Below are 16995 nucleotides of genomic sequence, written 5' to 3'. Positions count from 1 at the left end.
CGTTCTCGGCATCGGCAGCATCCATCAGCGACACCGACAGTGCGCCGAGATCTTCGAGCGCGGTTTCGACGCGGGCTTCATCGGCGGCGCGACAACGCAGGGACAGTTCAAGCCAGGGCATGCAATCGGTCTTTCCGTGGGGGCGGCATCAGCCGCGATTGTCACCGGGTGCGCGGCGCAGGCCAGGATTATCGCCCAACTCGCCGCGCTTGCCTCGCGCCGGCGAGGCCGTTGTTGTCGGCGTGGCGGATGGCGCGGTGCTGTCGTGCGCCAGCGCGCCCTGTGCCGGATTGACCACGGGATTGCCCACGACTGGCTTCAGGCGCCAGAAGCGCGTGTCCGCGCTGGTTTCTGCCAGCACATAGTCCTGTTGCAGCCAGGGCCGCGCGGCGGGCACCAGGGCGTCGAGCGAATAGCCGGAGTTCGTCACTTCCACGATCAGGGTCGGCGGACGCGCGCGCAGGTCGCGCATCACTTCCGCACGCACCGACGGTTTCGCCACCCAGGGCAGCACGAAATAAAAACGCGACGCGCTCGCGCGACCCGACAGGCAGTACACGCTGGGCGCGAACGGCGCCACCCAGATGCGTTCGCCAGCGGCGCTGTGGCGCGCGATGCCGGCGACGATCTGCTTCGTTGGCGCGAAACTGCCGGGCGCGGGAAAGCCCAGCCAGCCGAGCAGCACGATCGGCAATGCAAGCTGCCAGTGCATGCGCGACGGATTCTGCGCGTCCTGCTTCCACAACATCGCCAGCAGCAGGATCGTCGATGGCCACAAGCGGAACGCGTCCATGCGCCCGAAGAATGGCGCCGCGGCAGTGATCGCCAACAGCAGCAACCAGAGGCGGCGTTCGCGCGCGGCGTGGCAGCTGACGACGAGAACCAGCAGCCAAGCCGCGACGGCGGGCAGGGTTTCGGACGCGACGCCGCGAAAATAACTGCCGACACCAGCATTGCCCCAATGAAAAAACAGCACGGCCGACAATGCCTCGTCGAGAATGCCGAGACTCGCCAGCCAGCTGACCCAGAGCGCGACGCCGACGGTGAATCCCGCAGAGAAACTTGCACGCGCGCCGCGCAACCACGGCGAGGCCAGCAGTACCAGTGCTGGCAGGACGGCGGTGATGCGAAAGCCGCAGGCGAGACCGAGCAGCAGGCCAAGGAAAACACCGCGCCGCCGCATGCCGCCGGCATTGCCGTCATCGCTCAGCAGCAAGGCGCAGGCGGCGAACAACAAGGCCAGGCTCGATTCGGCGGTGTCGTTGTAGACCTGCATCAACACGCCGCAGGCGGTCAGCATCGCGACAGAAAAAAGCAGTGCGGGCAGCGGGCGCGTTCGACGAGCTATTTCGAACAGCAGCAATGCCAGGGTGAAGAACAGTGTGATCGTCGAAGCCAGCCGCGCGCCGGCGATGCCGGTGCCGCCAAAATGCATCGCCGTTGCCGTCCACAGATACTGCAGCGGCGGCTTTTCGTTGAAGTAGTCGCGATAGGGCAGTTGCCCCGCGAGCAGGCCCTGGCCGATGGTGCAGAACGAGCCTTCATCGCTGAATTCGCCCGCGTTGGCGAAGCCGCGGTAGAAACCCAGGGCCAGCGCCAGTCCCAACAACAGAGCCAAGGCCTGCGGCCAGCGCGAGGGTGCGAAACGAGCGAGCAAGGCGGGAAACCTGTCGAGGGCGGTGAACCGGATCACGATTATCGCCCGGAATGCAGGCCATTCCGGCGTAAACAGGCTGTTTCGCTCGGTCCGTCGGCCGGTCTGGCGTACTATGCCGGCCGACCTTTTCGCCGCATTCCCGATCATGAGTTTCGACCAGGCCACCGCGGCCATCGCCAACCCGGACAATCACGAAGCGCAGAGCGTCGCCGTCGCGATCGATTGGGCGAATGCGGCTCTGCCTGATGCTTGGCCGGATCGCATCCGAAGTCCGCTGCGGCGCATCGCGACCGTCTGGGCGTCGATGTTCAACAAGCGTGTGCGTCGCGTCAGTTTGCCCGAGGGTATGCCCGGGCTGGGCCGACTGCCGAAATACCTGTTCCAGGAATTCCACCACCTGCCGAACGGCAATTATTCCAAGTCGATCACGCGTGGTTACGCGACCACGTTCAACAAGGTGATGCTGGGCAGCCTGGGCATCGCTCGCGCCGACATCGCTGCGCGTCTGCGCGACTGTCCGCGCGTGCTCGACATCGGCTGCGGCGCCGGGCATCTCACTGCGGCGATGCAGGCTGCCGGCATTCGCGACATCTGGGCGCTGGAGCCGTCGCCGTATCTGCTGCAGCACGCGGCGCGGGATTTTCCCGGCGCGACCTACGTGCATGGCGTGATCGAGGACAGCGGTCTGCCCGAAGCGAGTTTCGACGGCGCCGGCGCCTGCTTCGTCTTCCACGAAATCCCGCCGCGTCAGGCCGACCAGGCTCTGCGCGAATTGCATCGCCTGCTCAAGCCCGGCGCGCGGCTGGTGCTCGTCGAGCCGTCAGCCGTGCAGATGCGTCAGCCTTACCGGCAGCTGCTGCGCGATTACGGCTGGCGCGGCGCATATTTCAAGGCGCTCGCGCAACGCACGCATGAACCGTTCGTTCCCGCCTGGCACAGGAAGAATCATCGCGCCTGGCTCGCCGCGCACGGCTTCACTCTCATCGACGATGTCGACGCGATGCCATGGCGGTTGCTGGAAGCGCGACGCGATCCGTGATTCGCGTCGCGCGGCTGTGATCAGCCCAGCCCGATCACTTTCTCTTTGCGCTCGGCGAGGCGCTTTTCCAGGTAGTGGATGTTGGTGCCGCCCTGCTGGAAGCCGATGTCGGCCATGATCCGCGACTGCAGCGGGATGTTGGTCTTGATACCGTCGATGACCATTTCGCTGAGCGCGACTTTCATCCGCGAAATCGCTTGCGCGCGCGTGTTGCCGTGCACGATCAGTTTGCCGATCATCGAATCGTAGTTCGGCGGCACCTTGTAGCCTTCGTAGATGTGCGAGTCGACACGCACGCCGGGGCCACCGGGGGCGTGGAAATGCTTGATCAGGCCCGGGCAGGGCAGGAAGGTTTCCGGATCCTCGGCATTGATGCGGCATTCGATGGCGTGGCCGCGGATGACGATGTCTTCCTGCTTGAGCTTGAGCTTTTCGCCCGAGGCGATCAGCAACTGTTCGCGCACGAGATCGACGCCGGTGACGAATTCGGTGACCGGGTGTTCGACCTGGATGCGGGTGTTCATTTCGATGAAATAGAAATGGCCATTCTCGTAGAGGAATTCGAACGTGCCGGCGCCGCGATAGCCGATGCGGACGCAGGCATCGGTGCAGATCTTGCCGATCTCGGCGCGCTGTTCGGGCGTGATGCCCGGTGCCGGCGCTTCCTCGACCACTTTCTGGTGGCGGCGCTGCATCGAGCAGTCGCGCTCGCCGAGATGGATGGCGTTGCCCTGGCCATCGCTGAGCACCTGGATCTCGATGTGGCGCGGGTTCTCGAGAAACTTCTCCATGTAGACCATGTCGTTGCTGAAAGCGGCTTTCGCTTCGGCTTTGGTCGTGGCGATGGAAGAAATCAACGCCGCTTCCTCGCGCACCACGCGCATGCCGCGGCCACCGCCGCCACCCGCAGCCTTGATGATCACCGGATAGCCGATCTCGCGGCCCATGCGCAGGCTTTCTTCTTCGTCATCGCCTAGCGGACCGCCGGAGCCGGGCACGCAGGGCACGCCGGCATCCTTCATCGCGCGGATCGCCTCGACCTTGTCGCCCATCATGCGGATCACGTTCGCGGTCGGGCCGATGAAGATGAAGCCCGAGGATTCGACGCGTTCGGCGAAGTCGGCGTTCTCGGAAAGAAAGCCGTAGCCGGGATGGATCGCCTGCGCGTCCGTGACTTCAGCGGCGGCGATGATGGCGGGAATATTGAGATAGCTTTCCGACGACGGCGCCGGCCCGATGCAGACCGATTCGTCCGCCATCGCGACGTGCTTGAGGTTGCGATCGACGGTGGAATGCACGGCGACGGTCTTGATGCCGAGCGCGTGACAGGCGCGCAGGATGCGCAGCGCGATCTCGCCGCGGTTGGCGATGACGACTTTGGTCAGCATGGAGTTTGGCTCTGCATGGGAAGGCGGGGACTTTGGCGTCGTGAGCGGTGATTGGTGAGCGGTGAGCGGGAAAAGCGCGGGTCGAGTTTCCCCGCTTACCGCTCACTGCTCACCGCTGACAATTCAAGAAATCACGAACATCGGCTCGTCGAACTCGATCGGCTGACCGGATTCGACCAGCACCGCGCGGACGGTGCCGCTGACGTCGGCTTCGATCGGGTTGAACATCTTCATCGCCTCGATGATGCCCAGCGTCTCGCCGGCCTTGACGGTCTGGCCGACTTTCACGAACGGCGGCGAATCGGGATTGGGCGAGGCGTAGTAGGTGCCGACCATCGGCGAGCGGATCATGTGGCCGTCGGGCATATCCTTGCCGCCCTTGCCCTGGGCTTCGCTGGCGGTGGCCGCGAGCGCCGGGGTGGTGACCGCGGGACGCGCGTGCTCGACATGCGCAGCCGGCGCGGGCGCCGGCGGAGCCGCTGCGGGAGCGGCGTGGCGGGAATGGCGCGCAAGGCGCACCGACTCCTCGCCTTCCTTGATTTCCAGTTCGGCCAGGTTCGATTTTTCGAGCAGGTCGATCAGTGCCTTGATCTTGCGAAGGTCCATGCAGGCCTCGTCTTGGGATGAGAAAGGGGTGGGCGGCTCAAAGGCCGGGCGGAATGTCGTCGCGCGCGCTGTCCGGACGCGGCGCCTGCAGGCGCAGGGCGCCTTCGAGCGCGTAGCTGTAGCTTTCGGCGCCGAAACCGCAGATCACCGCGCGGGCCAGGTCGCTGAAGTAGCTGTGCTGGCGGAACGGCTCGCGGGCATGCGGGTTGGACAGGTGGATTTCGATGAAGGGGATCTGCACCGCCGCCAGCGCATCGCGCATCGCCACGCTGGTGTGGGTGAAGGCGGCCGGGTTGATCAGGATGAAGTCGGTGCCGTCGCCGCGTGCGGCCTGGATGCGTTCGACCAGCACGTGCTCGGCATTGCTCTGGAAACTGCTCAGCGCATGCCCGGCTTCCTTGGCGCGGGCGGCCAGGCGAGCATCGATCTCGGCCAGCGTGGTGCGGCCATAGACAGCCGGCTCGCGTTCGCCGAGCAGATTGAGATTGGGGCCATGCAGGACGAGGAATTGAGCCACCGGTGCCTCCCGAGCGGAAGCGGAGTGTTACTCAGGCCGGCGGGGTTTGTCCAGACGATCCGCGCATTTTACCGGAAGATGACGTCTGTTTGATTCTGGTTAATCGGGCCGGAGCGCGCCTTCAGCGAGCTTGTTCGACCCAGTCCTGCAGGTCTTGCGCGCTTTCGAAGGCGCCGATGTGGCGATCACGCAGACGGCCGTCGGCACCGATCAGGGCGGTAAACGGTAGCACGCCCGAGTGATTGCCCAGCCGCACGGAACTGTCGCGCAGGCTAGGCGTTTCCAGCAGCACCGGCAGGCTGACCGGATGTTCAGCGAGAAAGTCCAGGGCGTCGGCGCGCTGATCGAGCGCGATCGTGATCACCTGCACGCCACCGGCGCCTTGCTGCCGGGCGTAGGCATCGAGCAGCGGCATTTCTTCGCGGCAGGGGCCGCACCAGCTGGCCCAGTAGTTGACCAAAGTGGCTTGGCCGGTCGCCGGTGCCGCAAGCCGGATGCCTTGCAGGGCCGGCAGCCTGATCGCGACGACACGGTCGCCGATGTCGTCGATCCTCATGCCGGCTGGCGCGGGTTCGCGCAACCACCAGCCGACCAGGTGCTGACCAAGCTCCGAGCGCAGCAGCGGCCCGGGGCCATTGATCGCGATGCTTGCGACCAACCCGAGTATCGCCGCGATCAACGCGGCGATCAGGATCAGGACGAGATCGCGCGGCTTCATGCCTATTTCGCAGCCGTGAGCGCGTCGCGCATCGTGCCCAGACTCAGGACCTGCGGCAGCTTCTTGCCGGGTCCGCCGTCGGCCGGAAACACCACGTAAAGCGGCACGCCCGGCGCCTTGTACTGATCGAGAAACCGGCTGATCTCGGCATCCTGGTTGGTCCAGTCGCCGACCATGTAAACCGTGCCGGTGTCGGCAAGCAGTTTTTTGAAAGCATCGGTGCCGAGTACGGCTTTTTCATTGACCTTGCAGGTGATGCACCAGTCGGCGGTCATGTCGATGAAAACCGGTTTGTGCTCGCTGCGCAGTTGCGCCAGACGCGCTTCCGAATACGGCACGATGCCGGCTTCAGTCGCGGCGACGCGCGCATCCGCGGGTAACCGCAACGCCGCCACGCCGATGCCGATGGCCGTTGCGAGCAGCAGCCAGGCGAGGATTTTTTTCGCGATGCCGGCAGCGAAGCGCTGGCGTTCGAACCACCACAGGCCCAACGCGAGCACGACCATGGCGACCAGCAGCAGCGCCAGCGCATCCGTGCCGCGCTGCTTGCCGAACACCCAGGCCAGCCAGACCGCGGTGAGATACATCGGATAGGCCAGCCATTGCTTGAGCGTGTCCATCCACGCGCCCGGCTTGGGCAACAACGCGGCAAGCGCCGGCACGAAGCCGATCAGCAGCAGCGGCAGCGCAAGGCCGAGACCGAGTGCGAGAAACACCAGCATTGCCGGCAATGCCGGGGCGGTGAAGGCGTAGCTCAGGGCGCTGCCCATGAACGGCGCGGTGCAGGGACTGGCCACGACGACAGCGAGCACGCCGGTGAAGAAATCGCCGGTCGCGCCGGATTTTTCGGTCAGCGATTGCCCGGTATCGGCGAGGCCGGCGCCGAACTGCCAGACGCCCGACAGGCTGAGGCCGATCGCGAACATCAGCAGGGTCAGCGTCGCGATCATGCCGGGCTGCTGCAACTGGAAACCCCAGCCCAGGGCCTGGCCGGCGCCGCGCAGGGCCAGCACCAACGCACCGATCGTCGCGAAGCTGGCGAGCACGCCCAGCGTGTACCAGAGCGCGTGTTTTTTCGCGTGCGTGCGGCTTTCGCCGCTCTGCACCAGGCCCAGCGCCTTGAACGACAGCACCGGTAGCACGCAGGGCATGAGGTTGAGGATCAGGCCGCCGAGCAGGGCGAGCAGGAGCGAGGCGAGGAAACCGATGGACGATTCGGCAGTGTTCGCGGTTGTTGCGATTGCCGTCGTGGTCGTGCCCGCTCCCACGAAGCCTGCGCCAGCGGGCAGCGCGACTTGCAGGTTGCGCGTCATCGGCGGATAGCAGAGGCCATCGGTGAGGCAGCCCTGGAATTGCGCCTGCAGGGTGAGTGTCTGCGCGGCGGTGTTGCTGCGCGTGACCGGCACCGGGATTTCGACCTGATCGAAATAGACGACGACGTCGCCGAAGTGTTCGTCGTGATGGGCTTTGCCGGCGGGCCAGCGTGGTGTGGCGAGCGCGATGCCGTCGGCGCCGATCAGGCTGAAATGGGTCTTGTCGCGATACAGGTAATAGCCTGGCGCCGGCGTGAGCCGCACCAGCACCTCGGACGAGGAATTGGCAATCGCCTCGGCGCGGAACGCCTGATCTTCGGGCAAGGCATCGCCGGCGTTGAGCAGCGCGCTGGATTTGCCGGTCAGGCTGGCGAGTGCGTCGCCACCCGCAGGAGCGGGCATGACCGCGACTTTGTTTTCTGCGGCCTCGGCGGAAGCAGCCGGCATCGTCACCGAGACCACCCGCGTCTGCGGCGGATAGCAGATGCCGACGTCGGCGCAGCCCTGGTATTTCACTTTGAACTGCACAGTCTGCGCATCGCCCGCGGTCGCGCCGGTGAGCACGGCGGTGACCGAGTCGCGGTAGGTCTCGACGTCGCCGAAGAATTCATCGTGCTTCTTGTGGCCTTGCGGCAGCTGCAGCGGATTGGCGGTGAACGCCGCATCGACAGGCAGCACCGCGAAGCGATGGCGATACAGGTAGTAGCCCGGCGCGATCTTCCAGGTGAACTCGACGCGCTCGCGGCTGACGGCTTTCACCTGCAACTGGTAGGCCTGATCGACGGGCAGCAGATCCGCTTCGGTGACCGCGGCAGCGGCGGTGTGCGGCACCATCGCCAGCAAGGACAGGAGCAGGATCGTTGCCGCGCTTTGCCAATACTTCATGGGGACGGGGTCTCGTTCGCGTCGACGACGCGGGTTTGTTCGTGGATCCAGGCGAGGGCCGCCGCGGATCCACCGACGATGGGGAGCGCGATTATCTCGGGAAGTTGGTACGGATGCCGGGAACGCAAGGTTTCGCTCAGCGCGGCGAGGCGATCGTCCCAGGTCTTGATCAGCAACACCGTCTCCATGCCGTGTTCGATCGCGCCCTGCCAGCGATACACCGAAGCGACGCCGGGCAGGAGTTGCACGCAGGCCGCGAGCCGGTCTGCCACCACAGAGGCAGCGAGGGCTTTGGCGGATGCGTCATCGGGGCAGGGACAGGTTACGAGCAGGGCGGGCATGGCGTCAGTCTAGTGGCTGCGGCAGTCGGAGCCAGTGCGGAAGGTCCTGTCTTCTGCCGCTCAGCCGAGCATGTCGGTGAGCGTTGCGATGACGCGGTCCTGGTCACTGTCGCTCAGCGTGGGATGCAATGGCAGGCACAGGCCACGCCATGCCAGTCGTTCCGCCTGCGGCAACGCCGCCGCTCGCAAGCAGCGGGACTGGAACGCCGGCTGTTGATGCAGGCAGGCGGGATAGTGGATCGCCGTGGCGATGCCGGCCCGTGCCAACGCCTCGCGCACGGACTCGCGTGCATCCAGTTCGAGGCAGTATTGGCCGTAGGCGCTGACCACATCGGCGCGCACGACCGGCGTGGCGATCCCGGCCAAGCCTTGGTCGTATCGCGCCGCGAGCTGCTGTCGTCGCTGCAGGTGTGCCGGGAAATGCCGAAACTTGACCAGCAAGGCCGCGCAGGCGAGCGAGTCGAGTCGACCATTCAAGCCCAGACGCGTGTGCCGGTATTTTTCCGTCTGGCCGTGGTCGCGGATCTCGCGCAGGGCCGTCGCCAGCGCGTCGTCGCCGGTGAACACGGCACCGCCGTCGCCGCAACCGCCGAGCGGTTTGGTCGGAAAAAAACTGCTGCAGGACATGTCGCCGAAAGCGCCGCTGCGCACGCCAGCCAGCGTGCTGCCGAAGCTTTGCGCGCCATCCTCGATCAGGGCAATGCCACGGTCGCGCGTCAGCGCCTGCAACGCCGGGAAATCCGCGGGCTGGCCGTACAGGGAGACGGCGATGATTGCGCGCGTGCGCGCGCCAATCAGCGTCGCCACCGATGCCGGCGACAGCGCGTGGGTGCCTGCTTCGATATCGGCCAGGACCGGCGTCGCGCCGAGCAGGAGCACCACTTCAATCGGCGCCGCGAAAGTGAAGGCGGGCAGGATGACCTCATCGCCGGACCCGATGCCGAGTGCCATCAGGGCCATGATCAGTGCAGTCGTGCCGGACCCGCAGGTAATGCAGTGGCGGACGCCGACGTAATCGGCGAGCCGCGTTTCCAACTCGGCGACTTCCGGCCCAAGGATGAAGCGGCCGTGGCGAAATACTGCCGCCGCGGCGGCCTCCAGCTCCGCCAGCAACGGCCCGTGCAGGGCCGGGGCATCGAACATCGCGATGTCAGACGCCATGCGCGACCGAAAGCGGAGGTCGGCGATCGTCCGCCGGCAAGCTGTCTTGCAAGCGCTGGACCAGCGACATGACGCGGCGGGCATCGTCGATGCCGGCGATGCGCGACGACTGGCCATGCAGCGCCGCGGCGAATGCCCGCGCCTGCGCGGTCAGGTTGTCGTCGTTGGCGATGATCGGAGCGGCATCGAAACTGAAATCTTCGAGCCCGCCATCGGCGCGCGTCACCGTCACCGCGCGCTGGCGCGTCGCCGCGATCCGGCTCGCGGTCAGGTGCACCTGCAGCGAGTTGCCGAAGCGCAGCCGACAGGTCACTTCCTCGAGCTGGTGTGAGGGCGCACTCGCCGATTCCAGGATGGCCTCGATCGGCTCTTCGTCGAGGATGCTGTATAGCCAGTCGAGGTCGTGAACCAGCAGGTCGAGCATCACGTCGATGTCGAACCGGCGTTGCAACGCCTCCGGCGAAGTGCGGCGGATGTCGAGACGGCACGGACGCTGGTTCAGACGCGCGCGCAGGGCCGACACCGCCGGGTGAAAACGTTCGCAGTACCCGGCGAAAATCCGCGTTCCGCGCGCGTTGGCATCCGCGCTCATCCGGTCGAGTTGCTCCAGGCTCACGCCAATCGGCTTTTCGATCAGGCAATCGATGCCGCGTTGAGACAGTTGTTCGAAGATTTGCGCATGGTCCTCGGTGGGTGCGGCGATGACCGCCGCGCGCGCCAGATCGAAAATGTCCGCAAGCCGTGTCGAGAAATGCAGGCCCATCGCGTTCGCTGCCGCGGCCTGGCGAGGATCGGTATCGATCACCGCAACCACGGCGAATTCCGGCAGCCGCATCAGTGTTTCCACGTGTCGCCGGCCCATGCGTCCGAAGCCGACCACCGCGACGGGAATCGGCGAAAGACCGCTAAGGTCTGTCGAATTCACCGCAGCCACGCGCGGAAACGACGGTAGAGGCTGATCAGACGCCAGGCGCGCGAGCGCTGGATGTCTTGCAAGGCATCGGCCTGCATGTGCACAACCGCCTGCGCGTCGGCCAGAACACGCCGCAGGTTGGCGGCTTCTTCGACAGCAGCGGCCGTTTGCGCGACGAATTCCTCGCGCTGGCCATGACTCGCCTCGACCAGGCGCGTGTTCTGGCGTTCGGATAAAAACGCGCGCGCCTCGGCCTGCTCGCGACCCTTGAGGAGTCCCGACAGCGAAGCCAGATACGTCGCCGTCGCCGTGGCGGCAGCGTCGGAAGGCAGGCTTTCCACAGGCTCGTCGAGAATCTGCCGGTAGATCGCCAGCAACCGGTCGATCACCGCGTCGAGGTCGGCATCGGCGCGGATGAAGGCCGACACCGCGGCTGCGTCGCGGGCATCGTAGCGGTCAAGCGCCGCGGCGATCGAAGCCTCGCTGATCGTGCCGGCCTGCATGCTGCGGACGCCGAAATTCAGGCGGCGCAGAGTTCGGACGTTGCCCGTGTCGACCATGCCGGCGAGTCCGGCGTGGTCGGCCACCACCACCGCGCAACCCACGGCCATCGCTTCCAGCGCGCAACGCGCTTTTGCGAACACGACATCGTATCGGCCGAGCAGCAATTCCGGCGCCGCGGTCGTCAGGCCGATGCCGGTGCCGCGGATGTCGACGCGTTCGATGCCCCGAGCCTGGCAGGCGCGCATCAGGATGTCGGCGTAACCATCCGGTTCGGCGTAATTGCTGAAAACGAGCGCGGAAGCAGGGCGTTCGGGCAGGGCCTGGCGCGGAAGAAATCGTTTCAGGTCCACGGCATTGGTCAGGACCTCGATACGCTCGGCCGGCACGCCAGGCGTCGTCAGCAGGCGTTCGCGGCACAGGTCGTCCACCGCGAGGTAGCGCCGGATCGATGGAAACACCGGCGGCAATTCCTGCCACGGCGACCAGCCATGACAGAAATACAGCGCCGGTACCGTCGGGTAGCGAAGGATCGCCGTCATAGCATCGAGGTGATGCTGGCCATGGATCAGATCGGGCGGCGCGTTGAGCGCAGCGATGTCGTCAAACACCGGGATGGTTGCGCGCCGGAGTTCTTCGGCCACTTCACCCAGTAGGCTCGAATAAACCATCGGCAGATGGCCGCGACGCATCAGCCCGAGCGCGAGGTCGCGCACGTAGACTTCCGATCCGCCGCGCGCAGCCAGCGAATTGTTGGTGATCAGGATTCGCAAGGGTCCGGACATCAGGAGGCCAATGCGCGAATGATCGGTGCGACGTGCGCCTGGTAACGGATCACATGGCGATAGAGCCCGGCCGCGACCTGTTTCTCGCCATGCGTTTCGTAGAACGGGCGCTGCTGCGCAAACACCGCGAAGTCTTTGGCCAACGTCGCCGGTTGCAGAAATTCACGCGCGAAGCTGGCTTCGCCAAACTCCGCGATCATCGTCTCGACTTCCTGCACCAGCGCGCCGCCGGCACGCGCGGCGTAACGGCGGGATTCGGACAGTTTGTCGGCGAGGGCGGCAGCCGACAGTTCGACGGCGACGGCATTCTCCGGCGCCTCGCGCATGACCGGCGCACCGGTCAGCAGGAAGGTGAAATGGGCGATGGCGCGGCTGCTGCGCGCTGTCGCGAGGCGTGCGGCGCGACCGGCGACGGCCGCGCACAGATCATGGGTCGGGTTGTAGCCTTCGACAGCATCACTGGCGACGACATCGACTTCTTCGAGCAGCAACCAGTCGGCGAGTTGTCCGGCCAGGCGAAGGAAAAAATCGTCCTCGCCTTCAAGGATCGCCTGGTAGATGTCCTTGTCGGTATGGATGCCATACAGGCTGGAACGTCTGCAGCCGGCCGCGTCGAGCAGATCGGTGGTCAGTTCGATGCGGCCGTTCTGGCCATGGCCCGAACCGTCGGTGAGCACCGCGACTGCCGGCTGGCACCCGCGCATCCAGCCGAGCACACGCAGTTCGTGACCGGGATGGCCGACGATCAACGCCGCGCGTTCGCCGGCCAGCGATGAATCGGCAGCGCGGGTCATGCGAGCCCCATCAGTTTTTCGACGCGCACGGTATTGGGCAGATAGACCTGGGTGAAGATCCAGCCGCGCGCCGCCGGCAGCACCTTGAACGGATGCACGATCTCGATGACATCGATGAAGTCGGCATGCTGGTGGCGATCGATCGGCGTGGTCACGGAAATGCGCAGGCTGTAGTCGCCCGGCATCAGCGGCAAGCGTGTGCGGTATTCGATCTGGTGCCAGTCGCCCGCCGACAGTGTCAGCAGTTCGTTGTCGGCAATCAGGAAATCGGCGCCGGCGACCGCGACCAGATAACGATCGCGGATCTTGTAGTTGACGGATATGGTGCAGGCCTCGATCGCCTCGACGGTGATCCGCACTCTGGACTCCTGGTCGAAGTCGGCCATGTCGAGCGCCTTGCCATCGTTGTCGAGGAACTCGACCAAGCGAACACGGGCCTCGCCAGTACCATGGCGCGGGCTCGACAGGTCGCGCTCGAAAGCACGGATCGCTGTGCTCAGGCCCGCCGGCGTGGGGCGGCACGGAGTCGTGTCATCGCAGGTTTCGGCCGGCAGTTGCGGCCGTTGCGCGAGCTGCGCATGGGTATCGCGGGTATAGCGGTCGACGATGCCGGGGGCATCGCCGATCTCGAGCAAACGGCCGCCTTCGAGATAGATCGCGCGCCGACACAGATTCTTGACCGCCGATATGTCGTGACTGACGAACAACAATGTGCCGCCGCGTTCCTGAAACTGGCGCAGGCGATCCATGCATTTGGCCTGGAAAGCCATGTCGCCGACCGACAAGGCTTCATCGACGATCAGTATTTCCGGATCGACGTTGATCGCGACCGAAAATGCCAGGCGCACGTACATGCCACTGGAATAGGTCCGCACTGGCTGCTGCGCGAAATCGCCGATATCGGCGAAAGCGAGGATGTCATCGAGTCGGGCATCGGTCTCATCGCGGCTCAGGCCGAGGATGCCGGCATTGAGGTACACGTTTTCGATGCCGGAAAATTCCGGATGGAATCCGGCGCCGAGCTCGAGCAGCGCGGCGACGCGGCCGTGGATGCTCACGCTGCCTTCGCTGGCGGCAAGCGTGCCGGCGATCATTTGCAAAAGCGTCGATTTTCCTGAGCCGTTGCGGCCGATGATGCCAACGGTCTCGCCGGCAGCGATCGCAAAATCGACATTGCGCAAGGCCCAGAAATCGCGGCTTCTCGGAGCGATAAAGCGCTTGCCGGGCAATGCGCGCTGGATGCCTTCGAGCAGGCGATCGGAAGGCCGGTCGTATTGCCGGTAGCACTTGCCGAGGCCTACGGATCGAATCGCGAAGCTGGCGTCGGCGGCTACGGGCGGCATGATTGTGTGGTCCGGAGCCCGGATGCGACGGGGCAAGGCCAGACTATCCCAGAACCCGAAGTGCGGCAATTCAACGCATGATCGATTTGCGTCATGCGTTGCCTCGATCGTGATAGCCAAGTTGCCGCAGCAGGTCGCCCGCAATGCCTGCGAATCGCCGCTGCTCGTCGGCATCGAGCGATGTCTTCCATGCACCGATCCTTGTTGGATCCAGTGGCAGTGCCGACGACGCCTGTTGCCGATGCCGATCCTCTGCGGAAAGTCGGCGCCCATCGGCGAATGCGCGTCCTGCGTGTTCCTGCAGGCGCTGTGTTGCGCCTTCGTGGTAGCCGAGCATGCATGCATCGTAATCGATGGCGATGAAGTCGCAGATGCGGCGCAGCTGCGTCGCCGGCGCGCGGACGAGATCCTCGTAGCGGACTTCCAGGTAATTGCGCACGACGGAGCTCTGGGCGCGCGCGCTCGAGACGTTGTCGTGCCAGTACCGCGCCTGGGTCTCGATGTCCTCGCCAGGAGAAAACCACTGCCGACGCAGCGACAGCGCGGCATCGCGACCGTCGCGGATCAGGTGGATGAAGTGTGCCTCGGGGAGCAGGCGTTCGAGTGCAGGCATATGCCGGGTATAGATCGGCGTCTTGTCGCCCCAGCGGGACTTTCCGAAGCGCTCGGCATACATCCGGTAGAACAGCCGGAAGCCTGAGGCCATCGCGAATGTGGGCAAGGCGTCGAGGCGGGCACGCAATCCATCCGCCGACAGGCCGTAGTCGGCCCAGCCTGGGGAATCGGCGGGATAGGAGGTAAGCGCACGCAGGAAACTCTCGGCATCGTCGGCCGCCGGCAGCAATAGGAATCCGGTTTCCGGCGGAATCGCCAGGGCCGGGTGAGCGTCTAGCATCAGCCGCAACAAGGTCGTCCCCGAACGCGGCGAGCCCAGGATGATGGGCATGGGCGCAGCAGGCGGATCGATCGGCGGCGGCGCGGTTCGTGAGGGCATGGATCGGGTTTGGTGGCGGTGCCTGTGGCGAAAGGTAGCAAGATCGCCCGCTGCGCCCGCGTCGTGGTTCCTTGAAAACCATTGCCCCGGCCCCATTCAGGTGGGGTCGCACCGCTACCTGCTGGCGGGTTTGCGCGTTAAAATTGGCACTCATCGGGGTCGAGTGCTAACAGCCGACTCCGAATTTCAAGCAAGTCACTGATTAATAAGCCATCACGAGGGTAAGCATGAACATCAAGCCGCTTTACGATCGCGTCGTCATCAAGCGAATGGAAGAAGAAAAAATGTCCGCCGGTGGCATCGTCATCCCCGATTCGGCGACCGAGAAGCCGATCAAGGGCGAAGTGCTGGCCGTCGGCGCTGGCAAGGCGCTGGACAACGGCACGACCCGCACCCCGATCGTCAAGGTTGGCGACAAGGTCCTGTTCGGCAAGTACTCGGGCACCGAAGTGAAGCTCGACGGCACCGACATCCTGGTGGTCAAGGAAGACGACATCCTCGCCATCCTGTGACCGCGCGTGAGCGGTGAATGGTGAGCGGTGAGCGGAAACGCCACGCTCCTGCTCCTCCCGCTCACGGCTCACCGTTGACCGCCCACCTCATTCTTTCAACAAGTTTCTGGAGTCACACCAATGGCAGCTAAAGAAATCCGCTTCGGCGAAGACGCCCGCGCCCGCATGGTCAAGGGCGTGAACATCCTCGCCAATGCCGTCAAGGCCACGCTCGGTCCGAAGGGCCGCAACGTCGTGCTCGACAAGAGCTTCGGCGCTCCGACGATCACCAAGGACGGCGTTTCCGTCGCCAAGGAAATCGAGCTGAGCGACAAGTTCGAGAACATGGGCGCGCAGATGGTCAAGGAAGTCGCTTCCAAGACCTCCGACACCGCCGGCGACGGCACCACCACCGCCACCGTGCTCGCCCAGGCGATCATCCGCGAAGGCATGAAGGCGGTTGCTGCCGGCATGAACCCGATGGACCTCAAGCGCGGCATCGACAAGGCCGTGGTTGCCGCTGTCGACGAGCTCAAGAAGATCTCCAAGCCCTGCTCGGACAGCAAGGAAATCGCCCAGGTCGGTTCGATCTCGGCCAACTCCGACGCCAACATCGGCGAGCTCATCGCCAAGGCCATGGACAAGGTCGGCAAGGAAGGCGTGATCACCGTTGAAGAAGGCTCCGGCCTGGACAACGAACTCGACGTCGTCGAGGGCATGCAGTTCGACCGCGGCTACCTGTCGCCGTACTTCATCAACAACCAGCAGTCGATGTCGGCCGAGCTCGATGACCCGTTCATCCTGCTGCACGACAAGAAAATCTCCAACGTGCGCGAGCTCCTGCCCGTGCTCGAAGCCGTCGCCAAAGCCGGCAAGCCGCTGCTGATCGTCGCCGAGGAAGTGGAAGGCGAAGCCCTCGCCACGCTCGTCGTCAACACCATCCGCGGCATCGTCAAGGTCTGCGCCGTGAAGGCGCCGGGCTTCGGCGACCGTCGCAAGGCGATGCTCGAGGACATGGCGATCCTGACCGGCGGCACGGTGATTTCGGAAGAAGTCGGCCTGGCCCTGGACAAGGCGACCATCAAGGACCTCGGTCGCGCCAAGAAGATCCAGATCACCAAGGAAAACACCACCATCATCGACGGTGCTGGCGTTGCCGAGGGCATCCAGTCGCGCATCAAGCAGATCAAGGCGCAGATCGAAGAGACCTCTTCGGACTACGACAAGGAAAAGCTGCAGGAGCGCGTTGCCAAGCTCGCCGGCGGCGTGGCCGTGATCAAGGTCGGTGCCTCGACCGAGATCGAGATGAAGGAAAAGAAGGCCCGCGTCGAAGACGCCCTGCACGCCACGCGTGCGGCCGTCGAAGAAGGCGTGGTCCCGGGCGGCGGCGTCGCGCTGATCCGCGCACTGGCCAACCTGTCCTCGCTCAAGGGCATCAATGAAGACCAGAACCACGGCATCGTCATCGCCCTGCGCGCGATGGAAGCCCCGCTGCGCGAGATCGTCACCAACTGCGGCGAAGAGCCGTCGGTGGTGCTGAACAACGTCA

Annotated in this window: 16 protein-coding genes; 3 read left to right on the top strand and 13 right to left on the bottom strand. The window is 65.1% G+C overall.

Translation table 11 applies throughout. The annotated features are described in order from the left end of the window. Window positions 1-148 precede the first annotated feature (148 nt). Entirely contained in the window at window positions 149-1693 is a 1545-nt protein-coding gene (locus tag VKM35_RS01120) for a hypothetical protein (RefSeq protein ID WP_324317471.1), read from the bottom strand. Between the two features lie 109 nt (window positions 1694-1802). Between VKM35_RS01120 and VKM35_RS01115 the strand changes: the two genes are divergently transcribed. Beyond that, complete coding sequence (locus tag VKM35_RS01115) at window positions 1803-2696, top strand: class I SAM-dependent methyltransferase (protein WP_324317469.1); 894 nt, start codon at window positions 1803-1805, stop codon at window positions 2694-2696. Window positions 2697-2716: 20 nt separating this feature from the next. Here the strand turns inward: VKM35_RS01115 and accC are convergent, their stop codons facing one another. The 12 genes from accC to VKM35_RS01055 form a co-directional block, all read right to left on the bottom strand. Continuing rightward, window positions 2717-4084, bottom strand: a complete 1368-nt coding sequence (gene accC, locus VKM35_RS01110) for an acetyl-CoA carboxylase biotin carboxylase subunit (RefSeq protein WP_324317467.1) — start codon at window positions 4082-4084, stop codon at window positions 2717-2719. Window positions 4085-4207: 123 nt separating this feature from the next. Continuing rightward, window positions 4208-4690: an acetyl-CoA carboxylase biotin carboxyl carrier protein gene (accB, locus tag VKM35_RS01105; RefSeq protein WP_324317465.1), complete on the bottom strand. Its 483-nt coding sequence runs from the start codon at window positions 4688-4690 to the stop codon at window positions 4208-4210. 37 nt (window positions 4691-4727) lie between these two features. Next, on the bottom strand, window positions 4728-5207 hold the full coding sequence (gene aroQ / locus VKM35_RS01100) for a type II 3-dehydroquinate dehydratase (protein ID WP_324317463.1): 480 nt from the start codon (window positions 5205-5207) through the stop codon (window positions 4728-4730). Window positions 5208-5328: 121 nt separating this feature from the next. Then, window positions 5329-5925 carry a TlpA disulfide reductase family protein gene (locus VKM35_RS01095; RefSeq protein WP_324317461.1) on the bottom strand — a complete coding sequence of 199 codons (597 nt, stop codon included), beginning with the start codon at window positions 5923-5925 and terminating at the stop codon, window positions 5329-5331. A 2-nt stretch (window positions 5926-5927) separates the two neighbouring features. After that, a complete protein-coding gene (locus VKM35_RS01090) occupies window positions 5928-8123 on the bottom strand; it encodes a protein-disulfide reductase DsbD (protein WP_324317459.1) in 2196 nt (731 codons plus the stop codon). Next, window positions 8120-8464, bottom strand: a complete 345-nt coding sequence (cutA, locus tag VKM35_RS01085; protein WP_324317457.1) for a divalent-cation tolerance protein CutA — start codon at window positions 8462-8464, stop codon at window positions 8120-8122. Before cutA ends, VKM35_RS01090 begins: the two co-directional genes overlap by 4 nt. A gap of 60 nt (window positions 8465-8524) precedes the next feature. Further along, window positions 8525-9625: a DegT/DnrJ/EryC1/StrS family aminotransferase gene (locus VKM35_RS01080; protein WP_324317455.1), complete on the bottom strand. Its 1101-nt coding sequence runs from the start codon at window positions 9623-9625 to the stop codon at window positions 8525-8527. Then, complete coding sequence (locus VKM35_RS01075) at window positions 9615-10550, bottom strand: Gfo/Idh/MocA family oxidoreductase (protein WP_324317453.1); 936 nt, start codon at window positions 10548-10550, stop codon at window positions 9615-9617. Before VKM35_RS01075 ends, VKM35_RS01080 begins: the two co-directional genes overlap by 11 nt. Then, window positions 10547-11824 carry a glycosyltransferase gene (locus VKM35_RS01070; protein WP_324317451.1) on the bottom strand — a complete coding sequence of 426 codons (1278 nt, stop codon included), beginning with the start codon at window positions 11822-11824 and terminating at the stop codon, window positions 10547-10549. The genes VKM35_RS01075 and VKM35_RS01070 overlap by 4 nt, the downstream gene beginning before the upstream one ends. Then, the gene (locus VKM35_RS01065) at window positions 11824-12618 is read right to left on the bottom strand and encodes a hypothetical protein (RefSeq protein ID WP_324317449.1); all 795 of its coding nucleotides are present in this window, start codon (window positions 12616-12618) and stop codon (window positions 11824-11826) included. Before VKM35_RS01065 ends, VKM35_RS01070 begins: the two co-directional genes overlap by 1 nt. Beyond that, on the bottom strand, window positions 12615-13961 hold the full coding sequence (locus VKM35_RS01060) for an ABC transporter ATP-binding protein (RefSeq protein ID WP_324317447.1): 1347 nt from the start codon (window positions 13959-13961) through the stop codon (window positions 12615-12617). The genes VKM35_RS01065 and VKM35_RS01060 overlap by 4 nt, the downstream gene beginning before the upstream one ends. Window positions 13962-14052: 91 nt before the next feature. Continuing rightward, window positions 14053-14907 carry a sulfotransferase gene (locus tag VKM35_RS01055; RefSeq protein WP_324317445.1) on the bottom strand — a complete coding sequence of 285 codons (855 nt, stop codon included), beginning with the start codon at window positions 14905-14907 and terminating at the stop codon, window positions 14053-14055. A gap of 275 nt (window positions 14908-15182) precedes the next feature. Here VKM35_RS01055 and groES point away from each other — a divergent pair, with 275 nt between their 5' ends. Beyond that, window positions 15183-15467: a co-chaperone GroES gene (groES, locus tag VKM35_RS01050; RefSeq protein WP_324317443.1), complete on the top strand. Its 285-nt coding sequence runs from the start codon at window positions 15183-15185 to the stop codon at window positions 15465-15467. Window positions 15468-15587: 120 nt separating this feature from the next. After that, the coding region (gene groL, locus VKM35_RS01045; protein WP_324317441.1) for a chaperonin GroEL at window positions 15588-16995 on the top strand (1408 nt) is incomplete at its 3' end.

It is taken from the genome of Arenimonas sp., from assembly GCF_035312645.1.
Classification (GTDB): Bacteria; Pseudomonadota; Gammaproteobacteria; order Xanthomonadales; family Xanthomonadaceae; genus Arenimonas.
This window is presented reverse-complemented; position numbering and strand designations above follow the sequence as displayed.

Excerpts from the sequence above, each read along its gene's own strand:
- VKM35_RS01080 (WP_324317455.1), bottom strand. The coding sequence starts at position 9,625 with ATGGCGTCTGACATCGCGATGTTCGATGCCCCGGCCCTGCACGGGCCG.
- accB (WP_324317465.1), bottom strand. The coding sequence starts at position 4,690 with ATGGACCTTCGCAAGATCAAGGCACTGATCGACCTGCTCGAAAAATCG.
- VKM35_RS01065 (WP_324317449.1), bottom strand. The coding sequence starts at position 12,618 with ATGACCCGCGCTGCCGATTCATCGCTGGCCGGCGAACGCGCGGCGTTG.
- VKM35_RS01070 (WP_324317451.1), bottom strand. The coding sequence starts at position 11,824 with ATGTCCGGACCCTTGCGAATCCTGATCACCAACAATTCGCTGGCTGCG.
- VKM35_RS01090 (WP_324317459.1), bottom strand. The coding sequence starts at position 8,123 with ATGAAGTATTGGCAAAGCGCGGCAACGATCCTGCTCCTGTCCTTGCTG.
- groES (WP_324317443.1), top strand. The coding sequence starts at position 15,183 with ATGAACATCAAGCCGCTTTACGATCGCGTCGTCATCAAGCGAATGGAA.
- cutA (WP_324317457.1), bottom strand. The coding sequence starts at position 8,464 with ATGCCCGCCCTGCTCGTAACCTGTCCCTGCCCCGATGACGCATCCGCC.
- VKM35_RS01115 (WP_324317469.1), top strand. The coding sequence starts at position 1,803 with ATGAGTTTCGACCAGGCCACCGCGGCCATCGCCAACCCGGACAATCAC.
- accC (WP_324317467.1), bottom strand. The coding sequence starts at position 4,084 with ATGCTGACCAAAGTCGTCATCGCCAACCGCGGCGAGATCGCGCTGCGC.
- VKM35_RS01095 (WP_324317461.1), bottom strand. The coding sequence starts at position 5,925 with ATGAAGCCGCGCGATCTCGTCCTGATCCTGATCGCCGCGTTGATCGCG.
- VKM35_RS01060 (WP_324317447.1), bottom strand. The coding sequence starts at position 13,961 with ATGCCGCCCGTAGCCGCCGACGCCAGCTTCGCGATTCGATCCGTAGGC.
- VKM35_RS01055 (WP_324317445.1), bottom strand. The coding sequence starts at position 14,907 with ATGCCCATCATCCTGGGCTCGCCGCGTTCGGGGACGACCTTGTTGCGG.